At 56.7% G+C, this 16,881-nt stretch carries 13 protein-coding genes; 7 read left to right on the top strand and 6 right to left on the bottom strand.

Going from position 1 to position 16,881, the window contains the following annotated elements; translation table 11 throughout:
* Positions 1-93: 93 nt before the first annotated feature.
* Complete coding sequence (gene uxuA, locus LC417_RS18650; protein ID WP_182505434.1) at positions 94-1,278, bottom strand: mannonate dehydratase; 1,185 nt, start codon at positions 1,276-1,278, stop codon at positions 94-96.
* A gap of 149 nt (positions 1,279-1,427) precedes the next feature.
* On the opposite strand from uxuA, the gene LC417_RS18645 reads away from it, so the two are divergent.
* On the top strand, positions 1,428-2,111 hold the full coding sequence (locus LC417_RS18645; RefSeq protein ID WP_010253357.1) for a FadR/GntR family transcriptional regulator: 684 nt from the start codon (positions 1,428-1,430) through the stop codon (positions 2,109-2,111).
* Here the strand turns inward: LC417_RS18645 and LC417_RS18640 are convergent.
* Positions 2,100-3,155 carry an AI-2E family transporter gene (locus LC417_RS18640; protein WP_010253354.1) on the bottom strand — a complete coding sequence of 352 codons (1,056 nt, stop codon included), beginning with the start codon at positions 3,153-3,155 and terminating at the stop codon, positions 2,100-2,102. The genes LC417_RS18645 and LC417_RS18640 overlap by 12 nt on opposite strands.
* Before the next feature lie 300 nt (positions 3,156-3,455).
* Here LC417_RS18640 and LC417_RS18635 point away from each other — a divergent pair, with 300 nt between their 5' ends.
* Positions 3,456-4,679, top strand: a complete 1,224-nt coding sequence (locus LC417_RS18635; protein ID WP_033773075.1) for an MFS transporter — start codon at positions 3,456-3,458, stop codon at positions 4,677-4,679.
* An 84-nt stretch (positions 4,680-4,763) separates the two neighbouring features.
* On the opposite strand, the gene LC417_RS18630 is transcribed toward LC417_RS18635, so the two are convergent.
* On the bottom strand, positions 4,764-5,579 hold the full coding sequence (locus LC417_RS18630) for a TIM barrel protein (RefSeq protein WP_033759068.1): 816 nt from the start codon (positions 5,577-5,579) through the stop codon (positions 4,764-4,766).
* Positions 5,580-6,000: 421 nt separating this feature from the next.
* Between LC417_RS18630 and LC417_RS18625 the strand changes: the two genes are divergently transcribed.
* Both LC417_RS18625 and iolB read left to right on the top strand, forming a co-directional pair.
* Positions 6,001-7,506 carry a CoA-acylating methylmalonate-semialdehyde dehydrogenase gene (locus LC417_RS18625; protein WP_010253344.1) on the top strand — a complete coding sequence of 502 codons (1,506 nt, stop codon included), beginning with the start codon at positions 6,001-6,003 and terminating at the stop codon, positions 7,504-7,506.
* Between the two features lie 119 nt (positions 7,507-7,625).
* Positions 7,626-8,444 (top strand): 5-deoxy-glucuronate isomerase, encoded by an 819-nt coding sequence (gene iolB / locus LC417_RS18620; RefSeq protein WP_010671521.1) that lies wholly within the window; start codon positions 7,626-7,628, stop codon positions 8,442-8,444.
* Between the two features lie 98 nt (positions 8,445-8,542).
* Here the strand turns inward: iolB and LC417_RS18615 are convergent, their stop codons facing one another.
* The gene (locus LC417_RS18615) at positions 8,543-9,385 is read right to left on the bottom strand and encodes a MurR/RpiR family transcriptional regulator (protein ID WP_010253340.1); all 843 of its coding nucleotides are present in this window, start codon (positions 9,383-9,385) and stop codon (positions 8,543-8,545) included.
* A 440-nt stretch (positions 9,386-9,825) separates the two neighbouring features.
* The gene (iolC, locus tag LC417_RS18610; RefSeq protein WP_163763334.1) at positions 9,826-11,739 is read right to left on the bottom strand and encodes a 5-dehydro-2-deoxygluconokinase; all 1,914 of its coding nucleotides are present in this window, start codon (positions 11,737-11,739) and stop codon (positions 9,826-9,828) included.
* A 545-nt stretch (positions 11,740-12,284) separates the two neighbouring features.
* Between iolC and iolD the strand changes: the two genes are divergently transcribed.
* From iolD to iolE, 3 genes are all read left to right on the top strand, one after another.
* On the top strand, positions 12,285-14,225 hold the full coding sequence (iolD, locus tag LC417_RS18605) for a 3D-(3,5/4)-trihydroxycyclohexane-1,2-dione acylhydrolase (decyclizing) (RefSeq protein WP_223566218.1): 1,941 nt from the start codon (positions 12,285-12,287) through the stop codon (positions 14,223-14,225).
* A gap of 62 nt (positions 14,226-14,287) precedes the next feature.
* Positions 14,288-15,298 (top strand): Gfo/Idh/MocA family protein, encoded by a 1,011-nt coding sequence (locus tag LC417_RS18600; protein WP_062759558.1) that lies wholly within the window; start codon positions 14,288-14,290, stop codon positions 15,296-15,298.
* A 47-nt stretch (positions 15,299-15,345) separates the two neighbouring features.
* Entirely contained in the window at positions 15,346-16,242 is an 897-nt protein-coding gene (iolE, locus tag LC417_RS18595) for a myo-inosose-2 dehydratase (protein WP_010253335.1), read from the top strand.
* Between the two features lie 58 nt (positions 16,243-16,300).
* Here iolE and LC417_RS18590 read toward each other — a convergent pair whose 3' ends face one another.
* Positions 16,301-16,855 (bottom strand): DcrB family lipoprotein, encoded by a 555-nt coding sequence (locus LC417_RS18590; RefSeq protein WP_010253333.1) that lies wholly within the window; start codon positions 16,853-16,855, stop codon positions 16,301-16,303.
* Positions 16,856-16,881: the final 26 nt, after the last annotated feature.

Genomic DNA, 16,881 nt, shown 5'->3' with positions numbered 1-16,881 from the left:
ACGGGAGGCAGGCAGGGCAGAAGGCCGATCCGCCGCAGCGGCCAGGAGAGACCCTGGCCCGTCACAGGGCGGGCGCAGGGCAGGACGTTTTACTTAATCGGCAAAATAGATCTGTTTCAGCGCTACTTCAACGCCGCGCAGTTCGGCAAGGCCTTTCAGGCGGCCAATGGCGGAATAACCGGGATTGGTGCGCTTATGCAGGTCGTCCAGCATCTGATGGCCGTGATCGGGACGCATGGGAATCGCCCGCAGGTTGCCCGCCCGACGGCGGCGCTGCTCTTCCGCCAGAACAACCTTGATCACGCTGACCATATCGACGTCGCCCGCCAGATGCGCCGCTTCATGGAAGCTGGCCGGGTTTGCCTCGCGTTTCGTGGCGCGCAGATGGATAAAGTTAATGCGGTCGGCATAGGTTTCCGCCATCTCAACCAACGCATTGTCGGCACGCACGCCATAGGAGCCGGTACAGAAACAGAAACCGTTGTGCAGGCTGTCCACGGTTTCTTTCAGCCACTGCATATCTTCCTGGGTAGAAATAATGCGCGGCAGGCCCAGAATAGGACGTGGTGGGTCATCCGGATGCACCGCCAGTTTAACGCCCGTTTCCTCCGCAACCGGCACGATGGCGCGCAGGAAGGTGGCCATATGCTCGCGCAGTTTCGCTTTGTCGATGCCGTCATACTGCGTCAGCTGCGCCTGAAACTGCTCCAGGGTGTAACCCTCTTCGGCGCCTGGCAGACCGGCGATAATATTGCGCACCAGGGTGCTTTTCTCTTCTGCGCTCATGGCGGCAAAGCGCTGAGCGGCGGCCTGCTGCTCGGCAGCGCTGTAATCCTGCTCCGCCCCCGGACGCTGCAACAGATAAAGCTCGAAGGCCGCGAAAGCGTCGGCGTCGAAGCGCAGCGCTTTTGCGCCATCCGGCAGCGTCCAGGCGAGGTCGGTTCGGGTCCAGTCCAGCACCGGCATGAAGTTGTAGCAGACGGTATCAATGCCGCAGGCGGCCAGATTGCGTATCGACTGCTGATAATTGGCGATATAGCGAAGGTAGTCACCACGCTGGGTTTTAATCGCCTCATGGACCGGGATGCTCTCCACCACCGACCAGACCAGACCTTTTTCCGCCAGCAGTGCCTGACGCGCTTTAATCTCCTCAACCGGCCATACCTCGCCGTTAGGGATATGGTGCAGCGCCGTCACAATGCCGGTCGCGCCCGCCTGACGCGCATCATCCAGTGAGACCGGGTCGTTGGGGCCGTACCATCGCCATGTATGTTCCATTTTTACTCCTCAACTGTGATGTGGCCCAGTGGTCAGGCCGCTGGGCCAAGAGTATGATAGTGGACAAAACAGGGCCGTGATCCGGATCGCAGCATGACAAACTGCATCGGTGAAGAGATCGCTTTTAAGTGCAATCAGAGGAGAGGGTGATGACGCTGCCAGTAATAAAAACCGAGCGCCTGTACCGTCAGATCGCCAACGTCATCATGGCCGGTATCACGCGCGGTGACTTTGTGGCAGGTGGGTTGCTGCCACCGGAGCGTGAGCTGGCAAAACAGCTGGGTGTCAGTCGTTCATCAGTGCGTGAAGCATTGATTGCGCTGGAGATGACCGGCTGGGTCGATATCCGCACTGGCAACGGCGTTTACGTCGCCCAGCCGTTGCCGCAGGCTGCGGTTCCGCAGGAGAGCGAAACCTGCAGTCTGCAGGATCTGTTGCAGGCGCGTGAAGCCTTTGAAGGGATGCTGGCAGGATTTGCCGCACGTAACGGCACCACCGTTCAGCGTGCAGCACTGCTGGCGCTGACCGCTGAACTGCAGCAGTACAATGAAAACGACGCGGCCTTTCTGGAGCAGGACAAGCGCTTCCATCTGCTGATCAGTGAGATGAGCGGCAATGATGTATTACGCGACCTGCTGGAGCAGTTATGGAACCGGCGCCACAGCCCGCATGTGCAGCGACTGGAGCGCCATTATGCCGATAACAGCTTCGCGCAGGAGATGAACGCTGACCATCAGCAGATCGCCAATGCGATTGTGGCGGGCGATGAAGCAGCAGCCCGTCAGGCGATGGAGAGCCATCTCCAGCACGTGCAGCAGCGGCTACTTGGTTAATGCCCGCGCCCGCTTGGGTCGTCCGGTGCCCAGCATAATAGCCAGACGGCTGCCGCCTGGCGTGGTTTCCATCAGAATTTTAGTAATGCTGGTGAGCGGCACCGAGAGCAGCATGCCGACCGGACCGAGCAGCCAGCCCCAGAACACCAGCGACAGAAACACCACCAGTGTCGATAAGCCAAGACCGCGCCCCATCAGGCGCGGTTCCAGCATATTGCCAAACACCATATGAATCGCGGTAAACAGCGCCGCCACCATCGCGGCATCAAACAGGCTGTTCAGTAACAACGCCTGCAGGAAGGGCGGGATACCGGCGATAATCGGGCCGATATTGGGAATAAAGTTGAGGATAAACGCTACGACACCCCATAACAGCGCAAACTTCACATCCAGCAGATAGAGACTCAGCCAGACCGCGATGCCGGTTATCAGACTCACCAGGGTTTTCAGCGCCAGATAGTGCGTGACGCCTTTCAGCGCTTTATGCAGTCCGGCGATGCGAATTTTCGGATTCACCAGCGCGTTGCGCATTTTATAGGGCAGGTGATGGACCTCAAACAGCATAAAGACCACGGTCAGCACCAGCAGCACGGTATTGGTCATCGCGCCGGAAAAGCCGCTCAGTGCCACGGTAGCCAGATTCATCATGGTATTAGGATCGAAACGCTGTACCAGCGCATCGGTTGAAATATTAAGATGAAAGCCCGCCGCCAGATGTTGCAGTACCGTCATTTTCTGCTCCATGGTGGCGCGCAGTTGCGGATAGAGATCGGAAAACTCGCTCATTGAGCTGGCAATAATGGCACCCAGCAGCACGAGAGCGCAGAAGATCACCGTGATCACCAGCCCAATCGCCAGTCCACGGCGGAAGCCACGCCGCATCAGCATCGTCACCAGCGGATTCAGCACAATGGCAAAGAACGCCGCCAGCAGCAGCGGAACCAGAATATCGGACGCTGCCCGAACCCCGGCGAGGATAATGACCAGCATCGCCAGTTTTATCAGAATATTTTGTCCGATCTTTTCCCGTTGCAGCTCGCTCATTCTCTCTCTCATAACGTAATTTGGCTGTTGAAAGTGTAGCTGAAACAAAATTAACAATCTGATTTATCAGAGAAACGGTAAAGCGTGGTGGCAGGTGGATGATGTAATCAGCGCCACAGCACTCAGCTATCGCGGCAGAGCAGCAAGTCCCCATTGTGCCGGTTTTTACCCGGCTTTCTGCTGCACGTCCGGGCAGGGGCAGCCGCCCGATAGCCGTGTCATTAAGAGGCGCCAGTGGCGAAAGCGGGTATAGTTAAAGGATAAACCTTATCATTCAGCCAAATACGAGCGCGAGGACTCATGCCTGAACAGCCTGCCGCGGAACCGAACACCCCATCCGGAAACCTGAACATCTCTCTGCTGATCCTCTCTATCGTGGCCTACAACTTTGCCAGCTATCTCACTATCGGTCTGCCGCTGGCGGTATTGCCAGGATGGGTGCATGACCAGTTGGGCTTCAGCGCATTCTGGGCGGGCCTGGTAATCAGCCTGCAATATGTGGCGACGCTGCTGAGCCGCCCACACGCCGGACGCTATGCCGATCTCTGGGGGCCAAAGAAAGTGGTGGTGACCGGCCTGGTGGGCTGTCTGATCAGCGGGTTGTGTATTTTGCTGGCGGCGCTCATCGAATCACCGCTGTTAAGCCTGACGCTGCTCTGCGTGGGCCGCTTGATTCTGGGCGTGGGTCAGAGTTTTACCGGCACCGGCACCTCGTTGTGGGGGGTGGCGCGGGTGGGTTCGCTGCACATTGGCCGGGTCATCTCCTGGAACGGCATTGTCACTTATGGCGCGATGGCGATTGGTGCGCCGCTCGGCGTGGTGATATTCCGGGCGGGTGGCCTGCTGTGGCTGTCGCTGGTCATTGTTGCTATCTGCGTGGTAGGCATCGTCTGCGCGGTGCCGCGTCCGGCCGTAAAAGCCAGCCGGGCCAGACCCCTGCCGTTTCGTGCGGTGCTGGGGAAAATCGCCGGTTTTGGTGCGATTCTGGCGATGGGTTCGGCGGGTTTCGGTGTCATCGCCACCTTTATTACCCTGTTCTATCAGGATAAAGGCTGGGAAGGGGCCGCCTTTGCGCTCTCCCTGTTCAGCGGCGCTTTCGTCGGCGCGCGCCTGCTGTTCCCGAATGCGATTAACCGCCACGGCGGTCTGCGGGTCGCAAGCATCTGTCTGGCGGTTGAAGCCGCCGGACTGTTTCTGGTGGCCGCAGCGGGTGATCCCTGGATGGCAAAAGCGGGCGCATTTCTGACCGGTGCCGGCTTCTCGCTGGTATTCCCGGCGCTGGGCGTGGTGGCGGTAAAAGTGGTGCCGCAGCAGAATCAGGGCAGCGCGCTGGCGACCTACACCGCCTTTATGGATCTGTCGCTGGGGATAACCGGGCCACTTGCCGGATTCATCATGACTTATGCGGGTGTCTCACGCGTCTACCTGCTCACGGCGCTGCTGGTCTGCGTCGCTTTTTTCTGCACGCTGCGCATGCAGCGGCGTCAGGCGGTGTTACCGGCAGCAGACGATTCTTCAGGATAAAAAAAATGGCCCAGCAGCGGGCCAGAACGTCTTTTCAGACACAGATAAACCGATTAATGGTGCGCGCAAAGCGCAGAACAGGATTCAGGCTTGCAGCAGTTCAATACTGTTGCGGATCTGGCGTTCAACCTCCGCAGGGGTCCAGTTGCTGAGCTGACTGGAGAAAGGCTCAAAGGCATAAACGCCCTTATAGCCAAGCATCTCCAGCCGCTTTACCTGCACCACGCTCTTCAGTACATCGTTATCACTCAACATGATGCGTTCTTCATCGGTCAGTTCGGCGGTCGGACGGCGATCTTCCACGCCCGAAAGGTGCACCAGACCGATCTGGTTAACATCAATGCCTGCTGGAAACTCCTGCTCAGCCTGCTCATAGAGATGATGGTGAAAGGTATCCAGCAATAGCTTAAAGGGCACGTCCGCCGCGGCGATCAATTGCTGCGCTTGTACCGCCGAACGCAGCGAGCTGACCGGAAAACCCAGCGGCTCCACCAGCCCCTGAATGCCATAGTGGGCAAAACGCGGGGCCAGCTGCTGCATCGCCGCCTGGGTTTGCTGAGGCGACACGGCTATCCCCTCATTCAGCGGACACATGACCAGCGCCTTTGCACCAATCTGTTGTGCTGTCTGTAACAGTGCTTCGGCCCGGGCCAGTAGCGCGTCATCAATGCGGTTAAACGGATAGAGCGCATTAATGGTGATGATATCAATATGATACCTGTCGGTCAGAGCGCGCAGCTGATCGGTGCTGAGATCGTCAGTGACGCTGCCGCCCGGCATGTCATTTCGCAGTTCAACCTTGCTCAGCCCCAGGCGCTGAACCAGCTGAAAAAATGCCTCCAGCGAGAGCCGGGGCGCAATTTTGCGGTTGATACAGAAACGGGTTGGATCGATGGCCATGCACTGACTCCGGGACAGGAGGATGATGCGACCAAAGAGAACATTTATTTCATTAATAGTGAATAATGAAACACAAATTATTAGATCAGCCTCGCATTAATTTCATATTCCGTTTCAGCCCGATGCATAAAGGCTGGATCGCCTTCGCAGTAAAACGCCCAAACCACTCCCCGGCTATTACCCTGCTACGCTAAGGCTGGCCGCTATTAGTGGCCTCCCGTCATCGTGATGCCGCGAGAGACTAAGTGGCGGGAAAAATGCGATCTGTGCCGCTAAAATCAAATTTTCCAAAAAGAACCATTTGAAAAATTTGTTCCACTGTAATAGCTTCATAGCACGCTTTCAGGTTTGCCTGGTCAGGCAGTGTGGCAGGTCGCATGGTCCGTCTGCAGGGAACTTAACCATCTAAAGAGGCAACATCATGACAATCATAGGTAACTTTATTGGCGGTAAAACCACTTTCAGCGCCAGCAACGAAACCATTCCTGTTTACGATCCGGCAACCGGCAAAGTGGTACGTGAACTGACGCAAAGTACCGCTGATGAAGTGGCCCAGGCGATTGGTGTCGCGCATGACGCTTTTGCCGCCTGGTCGAAAACCTCGCCGCTGCGTCGCGCCCGCGTTCTGTTCAACTTTAAAGCCCTAATGGAGCAGCACCGTGACGAGCTGGCGGCGCTGATTGTCTCTGAGCACGGCAAAGTCTGGTCTGATGCGCTGGGTGAACTGACGCGTGGCATCGAAGTGATTGAGTTTGCCTGCGGGATCCCCCATCTGCTCAAAGGCGAATATTCCCCCAACGTCGGCAGCGGCGTTGACAGCTACTCGCTGATGCAACCGGTCGGTGTCGTGGCGGGCATTACGCCGTTTAACTTCCCGGCGATGGTACCGCTGTGGATGTTCCCGATAGCCCTGGCCTGCGGTAACACCTTTGTGCTGAAGCCACCGGCGCTGGATCCTTCCGCGGCAGTGCGTATGGCTGAACTGCTGACCGAAGCGGGCCTGCCCGATGGCGTATTCAACGTGGTGCACAGTTCCAATGAAGATGCTGAGCAGCTCTATAAAGATCCACGTATTGCCGCGGTGAGCTTCGTCGGTTCTTCTGGCGTGGCTGAGCATATCTATAAAACCGCCAGCGCCCACGGCAAGCGGGTACAGGCGTTTGGCGCGGCGAAAAACCACGCTATCGTTATGCCGGATGCCGACCTGGATGCCACCGTCAACGCCATTATGGGTGGTGCGTTTGGCTCTGCTGGTGAACGCTGCATGGCGCTGCCGGTTGTGGTCGCCGTGGGCGATGATACCGCCGACAAGCTGATCGCCCGTCTGACTCCGCTGGTGAACGCGCTGCGTATCGGCCCTGGCATTAATCAGGGCGCTGATGAAAATGAGATGGGACCGGTCGTTTCAGCGGCGCACCAGAAGAAAGTGCTGGGCTACATCGACAAAGGCGAGCAGGAAGGCGCGAAGCTGGTGGTCGATGGCCGTAACGTGCAGGTTGCAGGTCACGCCGAAGGTTACTACGTCGGCGGCACGCTGTTTGATCATGTCACCTCTGAGATGGTGATCTGGCGTGAAGAGATTTTTGGGCCGGTGCTGAGCATCATGCGCGCACCGGACTACGACAGTGCACTGCAACTGGTTAACAGCCATGAGTTCGGCAACGGCAGCGCGATTTTCACCAGCAACGGTCACACCGCACGTGAGTTTGTGCAGAACGTTGAAGCAGGTATGGTCGGTGTCAACGTGCCGGTTCCGGTACCGATGGCATTCCACAGCTTCGGCGGCTGGAAACGTTCAGTGTTTGGCGCGCTCAATGTCCATGGGCCGGATGGCGTGCGTTTCTATACCCGCATGAAAACGGCCACCGTACGCTGGCCATCCGGTCAGCAGACTGTGTCTGAATTCAGTATGCCAACCTTAGGCTGATTCATTTCAACGCTGATCCCGGTGCGCGACCGGCAGGATAATCTGCCGGTCGCTTTGTTCGCTGGCACCGCGCCCGCGAGCCCACCGCAGCGTCAATCGTGACAGAGAGGAGTATCAGGATGTCTTTACTGTCGAAAGCACAAGCCCCTGACGCGCAGGGTCGTATTCAGCATGTGACGCCTGAGCGCGCCGGCTGGCGTTATGTGGGATTTGATGCCTATTTGCTGAAGAAAGGGGAAACCCTGCGTCTCAGCAGTGGTGACAAAGAGCTGTGTCTGGTGCTGGTGGCCGGGCTGGCCTCGGTAAAAACCCGCCATGCTGATTTTCCCGGTATCGGTCAGCGCATGTCGCCTTTTGAGCGCGTACCGCCTTATTCCGTTTATGTGCCGCATGATGATGAAGTAGAGGTTTACGCTGACAGCGATCTTGAGCTGGCGGTCTGTAATGCGCCCGGTCAGGGGAATCTGCCTGCGCGCCTGATTGCGCCAGCCGATGTCGGCGTTGAGCATCGCGGAAAAGGGCGCAACCAGCGCCTGGTTCACAATATCCTGCCTGACAATGAGCCGGCTGATAGCCTGCTGGTGGTGGAAGTCTATACCAACGAGGGCGATACCAGCTCTTATCCCAGCCACAAGCACGACCAGGAGGAGAGTGAAAACGAAACCTACCTGGAAGAGACCTACTATCACCGTTTCGATCCGGAACCTGGCTTTGCCATGCAGCGCGTCTACACCGACGACCGTTCCCTGGATGTCTGTATGGCACCCTATAATCGCGACGTGGTGATGGTACCGCGCGGCTATCATCCGGTAGCGACGCTGGCGGGATACAATAACTACTATCTGAACGTGATGGCGGGGCCGGTGCGGCTGTGGAAATTTACCTGGGAGAAAGATCACGCCTGGGTGAACAGCGACAGCTATCCGCGGAAAGCGTAAGTCATCGCAGAAAAATAAACAGCAATCACGGTTTATAACCCGCGTTCATATCAGTAAAAAGGGCAGCCTGTCGCGCTGCCCTTTTTTGTGTGTGGAACTCAGCTGGTCTTTGCGTTGTTCAGTGCCAGCGAAACCGCCAGCGTCTGTGCCAGGCAGAGTGAAGCGACCTGCGAACGGAAGCCATCGACCTGCGCTTCACGTACCACAAAGCAGACATCGCTGAAGGCGGCCAGCGGACTGACCTGACTGTCGGTAATGGCAATCTGATGCGCACCGCGTTTGGCACCCATTTCAACCACCTCGACCGCTTCACGTGCATAAGGCGAGTAGCTGATCGCAATCACCACATCTTTCGGGTTTACCAGGCTGAGCTGCTCGGTAAACATCCCGCCCAGGCCATCAATCAGGAAAGCGCGGCGCTCCAGATGACGCAGCGCGTAGACCAGGTAGGAGGCGACGCTGAAAGAGCGGCGCAGGCCGATAACATAGATATTCTCAGCCTCATTCAGCAGTTTCACCGCTTTGTTCAGCTGCTCAGGATTAACCTGCATCGCCAGCTGCTGCAGCGCCTGGCTGTTAACCATGGTAAAGACGTTGAGGATTTCCGCCGGACTTTCAGGCGCACTGGCGCTGTCGTCCGTGGAGGTCTGGCGAAACAGGCGAGCGCGCTCGGTATAGTTGACCGTCTCCTCCATCAGATGCTGACGAAAAACCTGTTTCATTTCGTTGAAGCCGCTGAAGCCAAAAGCATTCGCAAAGCGGATCAGCGTCGACGGTGGCACATCGGCCTGTTGAGCAATCGAGGCGACGGTATCGAAAGCAATACTGTTACTGTTATCAAGGATGTAGCGCGCAACCTGTTTAAGACGCTTGCTCAGCGTTTCGTAGCGGCGACGAATATCGTCCTGCAAGAGAGAAAGTTGGGTGGGATTATTGTTCATCACTTCTGCCCGTATAATTAGAATAATGGCTGCATAATGAGCGCTATAGTATCAGATGGATGGAAAATTTCATTTCTTTGCGTCAACGACGCGGTTTATTTCATGGCTTTATGAAATGGTTCACAGATTAGCTTTAGCGCCCGATGCGTGACTTTTCGCGGGCAATGTCAGGATGAAAGCCGGGATGAAATGCCAGCAGGGATGGAAGTATGCAGTCTTTCACCATTCAGATTGGAATGGCTGCAGATTGCTGAAAAATCGGGTCTGGCAGCAACACATTAGCTAAACGAGCAGGGAACACGGTCAGAAGAGGAAAGCGTCCCGCACCAAGGATGGTGCGGGCCGAGCATGCCATGGATGGCAGCTTTTGCGTCTTTCCGATCTGACCGTGTTCCCTGTGACTGCACGGTCTAAAAGCGGCTTTTTGACAGAGCAGCAAATCAGGCGCGGGCAGCGCGCCAGTACTCAATCAGTCGCAGATAGTTGCCTTTAACCGTCTCAATCAACGCCTGATCGTCCAGCTCCCCCTGTAACCACTGGCGGGAAGGCTGACCAAAGATAGTGCGGCCTACCGCAAAACCTTTCACCCAGGGCGCTTTGGCCGCCGCGGCGAAGCCCGCTTTAAGCTTCTCTTCGGGCGCATCCAGACCGAGTAACAGAATGCCGCGACAGTGGGGATCCTGCTGCTCAATCAGACCGCTGATCGCCTGCCAGCTTTCCGCCGACAGCGGTGGCAGTTTCCACCAGTCAGGCTGGATGCCCAGACTGTAGAAATGGCTCAACATATCAAAGTAATACGTTTCATTCTTATCCGGATTGTTGTCAGGCAGAATCACTTCCAGCAGCAGCTCATGACCGCTTTTGTTACAGCCGTTCCAGACGTCGAGCACCAGCTCATCCTGCTCTTTACGCAGTTCAGCACTGTCATGTGGATGATAGAAGACCAGACATTTCACCACGTGTTCGGCAGGCCAGTCGATCAGCTGCGAGCCGATGTTGCCATGTTCCAGGCGCAGCGGCCGCGAGCTCGGCAGCTCAATCGGGCGGCCAATCCACCAGTTCTTACCGGTGATGGCGTTCAGCGCCTTCTGACCGTAGGTCGTATCCGCCAGAATCCCGCTTTTATTCTCTAATCCTGCTTCTCTGGCAGCCTGCTGAGCGGCTTCCAGCAGCAGCAGTTTCAGTTCCGGAATGCGGCTTTCGTCCATGCCCGCTTCCTGCGCCATATCCGCCAGTTGTTTGCGGTGGTCAAAGGCGAAGACATTCAGCTCCGGCCACTGCTGCTTGCGGGTAGTCACGCGGTGCAGATGGTTCAGACGGCTGTCGAGATCGGGACGCTTCACCTCTTTGTCGCGACTCAGGAAATCATCCAGCTCCGCTTTGGTTGGCATGGCGGGTGCGCAACCGTGGCGTGATACCACCAGCGCTCCGCAGGCGTTGGCGTAACGGCACGCCTGAGTCCAGCCCTCATCATTCAGCCAGCCGCGCAGCAGGCCAGACATAAAGGCATCGCCCGCGCCCAGCACGTTGAGAACCTCGACGCGTACGCCCGTGTGCAGCTCAGTCTGTTCCCAGCTATCCGGGATCTCGCCTTCAAACACCACGCAACCCAGCGGTCCACGTTTGCAGACCAGCGTCGCCTGACTCGCCTGACGCACGTTTTTCAGCGCCGTCAGGGTGTCGGTACTGCCACCGGCAATATGAAACTCCTCTTCGGTGCCGACGATCAAATCGAAATAGTGCACCACTTCCTGTAACTGCTGCGTGACCTGTGACGACTCAATGAAACGCGTTTCACCGTCGCCCAGAGAGGTCAGTCCCCACAACACCGGACGATAATCGATATCCAGCGCCGTGCGCAGGCCGTTGCGGCGGGCGATATCCAGCGCTTTCAGCACCGCTTCGCGGGTCTGAGGATGGGATAAGTGGGTGCCAGTAACCGCCACGGCGCGCGCAGAGGTAATAAAGGCTTCGTCGATATCGTCCGGAACCAGGCCCATATCGGCGCAGTTATCGCGGTAGAAAATCAGCGGAAAAGTCTCTTCATCTTTGATGCCGAGGATCACCAGTCCGGTCAGACGCTGCGGATCGGTGATTAGCGCATCGGTGTTACAGCCTACGCGCTGCAACTCTTCACGCAGAAAGCGACCATTATGCTCATCTCCCACCCGCGCCAGCATCGCCGATTTCAGCCCCTGAATCGCGGTGCCATAGGCGACATTGCCCGACGAGCCGCCCAGATATTTAGCAAAGGAGGTGACATCTTCCAGTCGCGCCCCGATTTGCTGGCCATAAAAATCAACGGCGATGCGCCCGATACAAATCACATCAAGCGGTTTCTGTTGTGTACTCATACCTGTGGTTTCCTTCTGTGATTAGCAGCGCTGGCGGGCGTAAAGACCGACACCAGTTACGCTCTGCTTCCGGGTCTGTAGGTGTCTGACTGGCTATGAGGGGAGTATGAGGAATAAAAATTCCATATTCAATACGAAATGAAATATCCATCGCAATTTTGTGAACCAGGTAAAACTCCTGATTGCCGCCCGCCTGCGCGAACTCTGCCAGCGTGATGTGCGGTATGTCAGGGTTGTGAAGGGGATCGCAGGAATCCGCACGCCAGTCAGGCAAGCTGCTGCATTGAAATGAATTTTTTCATCAGGCACCACTCTCTGTTAAACGTTCCAGATTTCCCCACTGCAATCGCCCGCCAGACCTGTTGCCGTCATTAAATTTGATCTCACTCGCAAAATGAAATGTTTCTTCTGTAATCGTGTTTTATGAAAAATATATTTGTTTATAATCGCCTCACGTTTCAGTTATTCAGGTCGCCTTTTCCGCCGATGACAACGCCTGGCGTGCTGTCGCGGAAGTCGGGGTCCACCAGCATGTAAGGAAGAATATGGGCACTATCAGACTGACCACGGCACAGGCGCTGGTTAAATTTCTTGATAATCAATTCATTGATGTTGATGGCGTTGAGACGAAGTTCGTAAAAGGCATCTTCGCCATTTTCGGACATGGCAACGTGCTGGGGCTGGGCCAGGCGCTGGAACAGGATAGCGGCGATCTGGTGGTCTACCAGGGCCGTAATGAGCAGGGCATGGCTCATGCAGCCACCGGCTTTGCGCGCCAGTCGCTGCGCCGCCAGATTATCGCCTGCAGTTCGTCTGTGGGGCCTGGTGCGGCCAATATGATCACCGCCGCGGCGACCGCTACCGCCAACCGGATTCCTCTGCTGCTGCTGCCAGGCGACGTCTTTGCCACCCGCCAGCCCGATCCGGTACTGCAACAGATTGAGCAGAGCTACGATCTCAGCATCAGCACCAACGATGCCTTCCGCGCCGTCAGCAAATACTGGGATCGCGTCAGCCGCCCGGAACAGCTGATGTCCGCCTGTATCAACGCCATGCGCGTACTGACCGATCCGGCAGAAACCGGCGCGGTCACGCTGTCGCTGCCGCAGGATGTGCAGGGCGAAGCCTGGGATTACCCGGACTACTTCTTCCAGAAACGGGTGCACCGTCTGGATCGCCGCCTGCCGGTGGCGGCGCAGCTGGCAGATGCCCTGACGCTGATTAACCGTAAGCGCAAGCCGATGATTATCTGCGGCGGCGGAGTGAAATACTCCGAAGCGGGCGAGGCGCTGCGCCAGTTTGCCGAGCGCTATCAGATTCCCTTTGCGGAGACGCAGGCGGGCAAAGGCACGCTGGTCTCTGACCATCCGCTGAATGTCGGCGGCGTGGGCGAAACCGGCTGTCTGGCGGCTAACCTGCTGGCGAAAGAGGCCGATTTAGTGATCGGCATCGGCACCCGCTACACCGACTTCACCACCGCGTCGAAATGGATTTTCCAGCATCCCGATGTCAGCTTCCTGAACATCAACGTCAGCAACTTTGACAGCTACAAGCTCGATGGCGTGCAGCTGCTGGCCGATGCCCGCGAAGGGCTGACCGCGCTCACCGCCGGTCTGGCCTCGCAGCACTACAGCAACGACTGGGGCAACCAGATTGAGCAGGCACAGAGCCAGCTGCTGAAAGAGACGCAGCGTGTCTACCAGGTGGAATATCACGATGGCGACTTTGTGCCGGAGATTGCGGATCATCTCGACCGTAAGGCGGTGTTCGCTGAGATTAACCGTCTGACCCAGTCGCTGCTGACGCAAAGCAGCGTGCTCGGCACCTTAAATGAGCAACTGCCAAAAGACGCAGTGGTAGTGGCAGCGGCGGGCAGTCTGCCGGGCGACCTGCAGCGCGTCTGGCGCACCAAAGATTACAACGCCTATCACGTTGAATATGGCTACTCCTGCATGGGTTATGAAGTGAATGCCGCGCTGGGTGTGAAGCTGGCGCAGCCGCAGCGCGAGGTCTATGCGCTGGTCGGTGATGGCTCCTTTATGATGCTGCACTCAGAGCTGGTCACCTCGATTCAGGAAGGGGCGAAGATCAACGTAGTGCTGCTGGATAACATGACCAACGGCTGCATCAATAACCTGCAGATGGAACACGGTATGGACAGCTTTACCACCGAGTTCCGGTTCCGTAATGCGGAAGGTGGCAAGCTGGACGGCGGCTTTATCCCGGTCGATTTTGCCGCTATCGCCGCCGGTTATGGCTGCAAAACCTATCGTGTGACCACGCTGGAGCAGCTCAAGGCGGCGCTGGAAGATGCCCGCACGCAGACGGTTTCCACCCTTATCGACATCAAAGTGCTGCCAAAAACCATGATTCACAAATATTTCAGCTGGTGGCACGTCGGCGTGGCGCAGGCCTCGAAGACCGAACGTTCTCAGGCGGTGGCGGACAAGCTCAACAGCCATCTGGATCAGGCGCGAAAATATTAATTTCAGGGCCGTGCCACGGCCCGTTTTGCTCTTCTCCGTACGAACCCTACACAGGTGTAATTATGACTTTGAAACTTGGCGTCATCGGTACAGGTGCAATTGGTCAGGAACATATTCGTCGCTGCAGCCATGTGTTGCAGGGTGCACAGGTGGTTGCCGTCTCTGACATTAATGTCGAAGGCGCGCGTGCCGCACTGCAACGCCTGAATATTGAGGCGAAGGTATTCGAAAATGGACACGACGTGATTCAGTCTCCGGATGTTGATGCGGTGCTGGTCACCTCATGGGATCCGACCCATGAAGAGTTCACCTTAGCGGCGATTGCCGCCGGTAAACCGGTGTTCTGTGAGAAGCCGCTGGCGATGAGCGCTGAGGGCTGCCGCCGGGTCGTGGATGCAGAGATTCAGGCGGGTAAACGCCTGGTGCAGGTCGGCTTTATGCGTCCTTACGATGCGGGCTACCGTGCACTGAAAAAAGTGATCACCGATGGCGATATCGGTGAGCCGCTGATGCTGCACTGTGCGCACCGCAACCCGACCGTGCCGGAGAACTACACCACGCCGATGGCGATCACCAACACCCTGATCCACGAGCTGGATGTGCTGCGCTGGCTGACAAACGATGACTATAAAACGGTGCAGGTAGTCTTCCCGCGCGTCACCTCGAAGTCACACAGTCAGCTGAAAGATCCGCAGATCGTGCTGTTTGAAACCCAGAAAGGGGTTCGCATTGACGTCGAGATCTTCGTTAACTGCGCTTACGGCTATGACATCCAGTGTGAAGTGGTGGGTGAAGAGGGGATTGCGCGCTTGCCAGAGCCCTCTTCGGTGCAGCTGCGCAAAGAGGCCCGCCTCTCGAACACCATTCTGGTGGACTGGAAAGATCGCTTTATCGAAGCGTATGACGTTGAGCTGCAGGCGTTTATCAACGACATCAAAGCGGGCCAGTTGACCGGTCCTTCTGCCTGGGATGGCTTTGCCGCCTCAGTCGCCGCCGATGCCTGCATTAAAGCGCAGAACAGTGGTGCGATTGAGCCGGTAGAGATGCCGCCGCGTCCTGCTTTCTATAACTGATTTAGCTGTCTATGCGGCATGGCCGCTCTCCGCCTGGGAATAAGATAATGAACAAAGAGAATGTAAAACTGGCGATCGCCCCGATCGGCTGGACCAACGATGACATGCCGGATCTCGGCAGTGAGAATACCTTCCAGCAGACCGTCAGTGAGATGGCGCTGGCTGGCTTTACCGGCAGCGAAGTAGGCAGCAAATATCCCCGCGATCCGGCGATCCTGAAACCGATGCTCGACATTCGCGGCATCGAGATCTGTAACGCCTGGTTCAGCACCTTTTTCGCCAACGGCGACAAACAGAAAACCATCGAACAGTTCATCGAGCATATGAACTTCCTGCATGCGATGGGCGCGCGGGTGATTGGCTGTTCTGAACAGAGTAAAAGTATTCAGGGCACCGGGCTTGCGGTGTTTGAAGAGAAGGCCATTTTCAGCGATGAAGAGTGGCAGTTAACCGCGGAAGGCTACAACGAACTGGCCCGCATCGCGGCGGAGAAGGGGATGCGCGTGACGCTGCATCACCACATGGGCACCGGCATTCAGACCACTGAAGAGATTGACCGGTTTATGGAGATGACCGACGAGCAGGTCGGTTTGCTCTATGACACCGGCCACGTCTACTACTCCGAAGGCTCCCAGCAGAAGATGCTGGCGGTACTGGAGAAATATCTGCCGCGCATCTTCCACGTTCATCTTAAGGATGTGCGTGATGAGGTGGTCGCCGAGGTGCGTGAGAACCATCTCTCGTTCCTGGAAGGAGTGAAAAAGGGCACCTTTACCGTACCGGGCGATGGCGTGATCGACTTCAGACCGGTGTTCAAAATCCTGGATGATTACGGCTATAAAGGCTGGATGGTGGTTGAAGCGGAGCAGGATCCGGCACTGGCCAATCCGTTTGAATATGCGGTGAAAGCGCGGAAATATATTCGCGAGAATGCAGGCTTATAAAAAGCCCTTCAGACCGAAGGCTGGCTTCCCCGCCGTGCAGGGAAGCCAGCTTTTTTTTTTACTTCAGCGTAATGCTTTTCACGATGTTGTCAGCATCGCTCTGTGCCTGCTGCTGATTATCACCTGGCAGCGTAATCTGCAGCGTCACCAGTTTGCCATCCACTTTCGCCAGAACCACCGAAGACCATGAGGTCTGGTTGTTGGCAGAAATCACCGTATCCAGCTGCTGCGCGGGCTGATCTTTCAGCGTCACAGATTTGTTCGACACCACCTGCAACTGCGGATCGCGGTTACGCTGCTGCTGTTCCATGCGCTGCGACAGCACATCCAGCCCATCATTGGTCGGGTCGCCGGCAATCACAATAATGGCGCGGGCACCGGTTTCATCAGCATAAACGTGCATGTTAGTGGTCTGCGAACCCAGTTTACCGCTTTTATCGGACATGCCTGGTGGCAGCGAGAAGCTCAGTTTGCCATCCATCAGCGTGACGGTTTGCGCCGACTGACTGGCGCTGACGCCGTTGTCATTCGCCGCTTCATCTTTCTTCTGGTCACAGGCCGCTAAGCCGAGTACCAGTAAACCCATTCCTACATATTTCACCAGGTTGCGCATCAGAATCCCTTTTTAAGTTTCCAGTC

The organism is Pantoea sp. OVA07A, assembly GCF_019969975.1.
GTDB classification, from domain to species: domain Bacteria; phylum Pseudomonadota; class Gammaproteobacteria; order Enterobacterales; family Enterobacteriaceae; genus Pantoea; species Pantoea agglomerans.
Note: the sequence above shows the minus strand (reverse complement) of the source record. Positions and strands in the feature narration are given on the sequence as shown.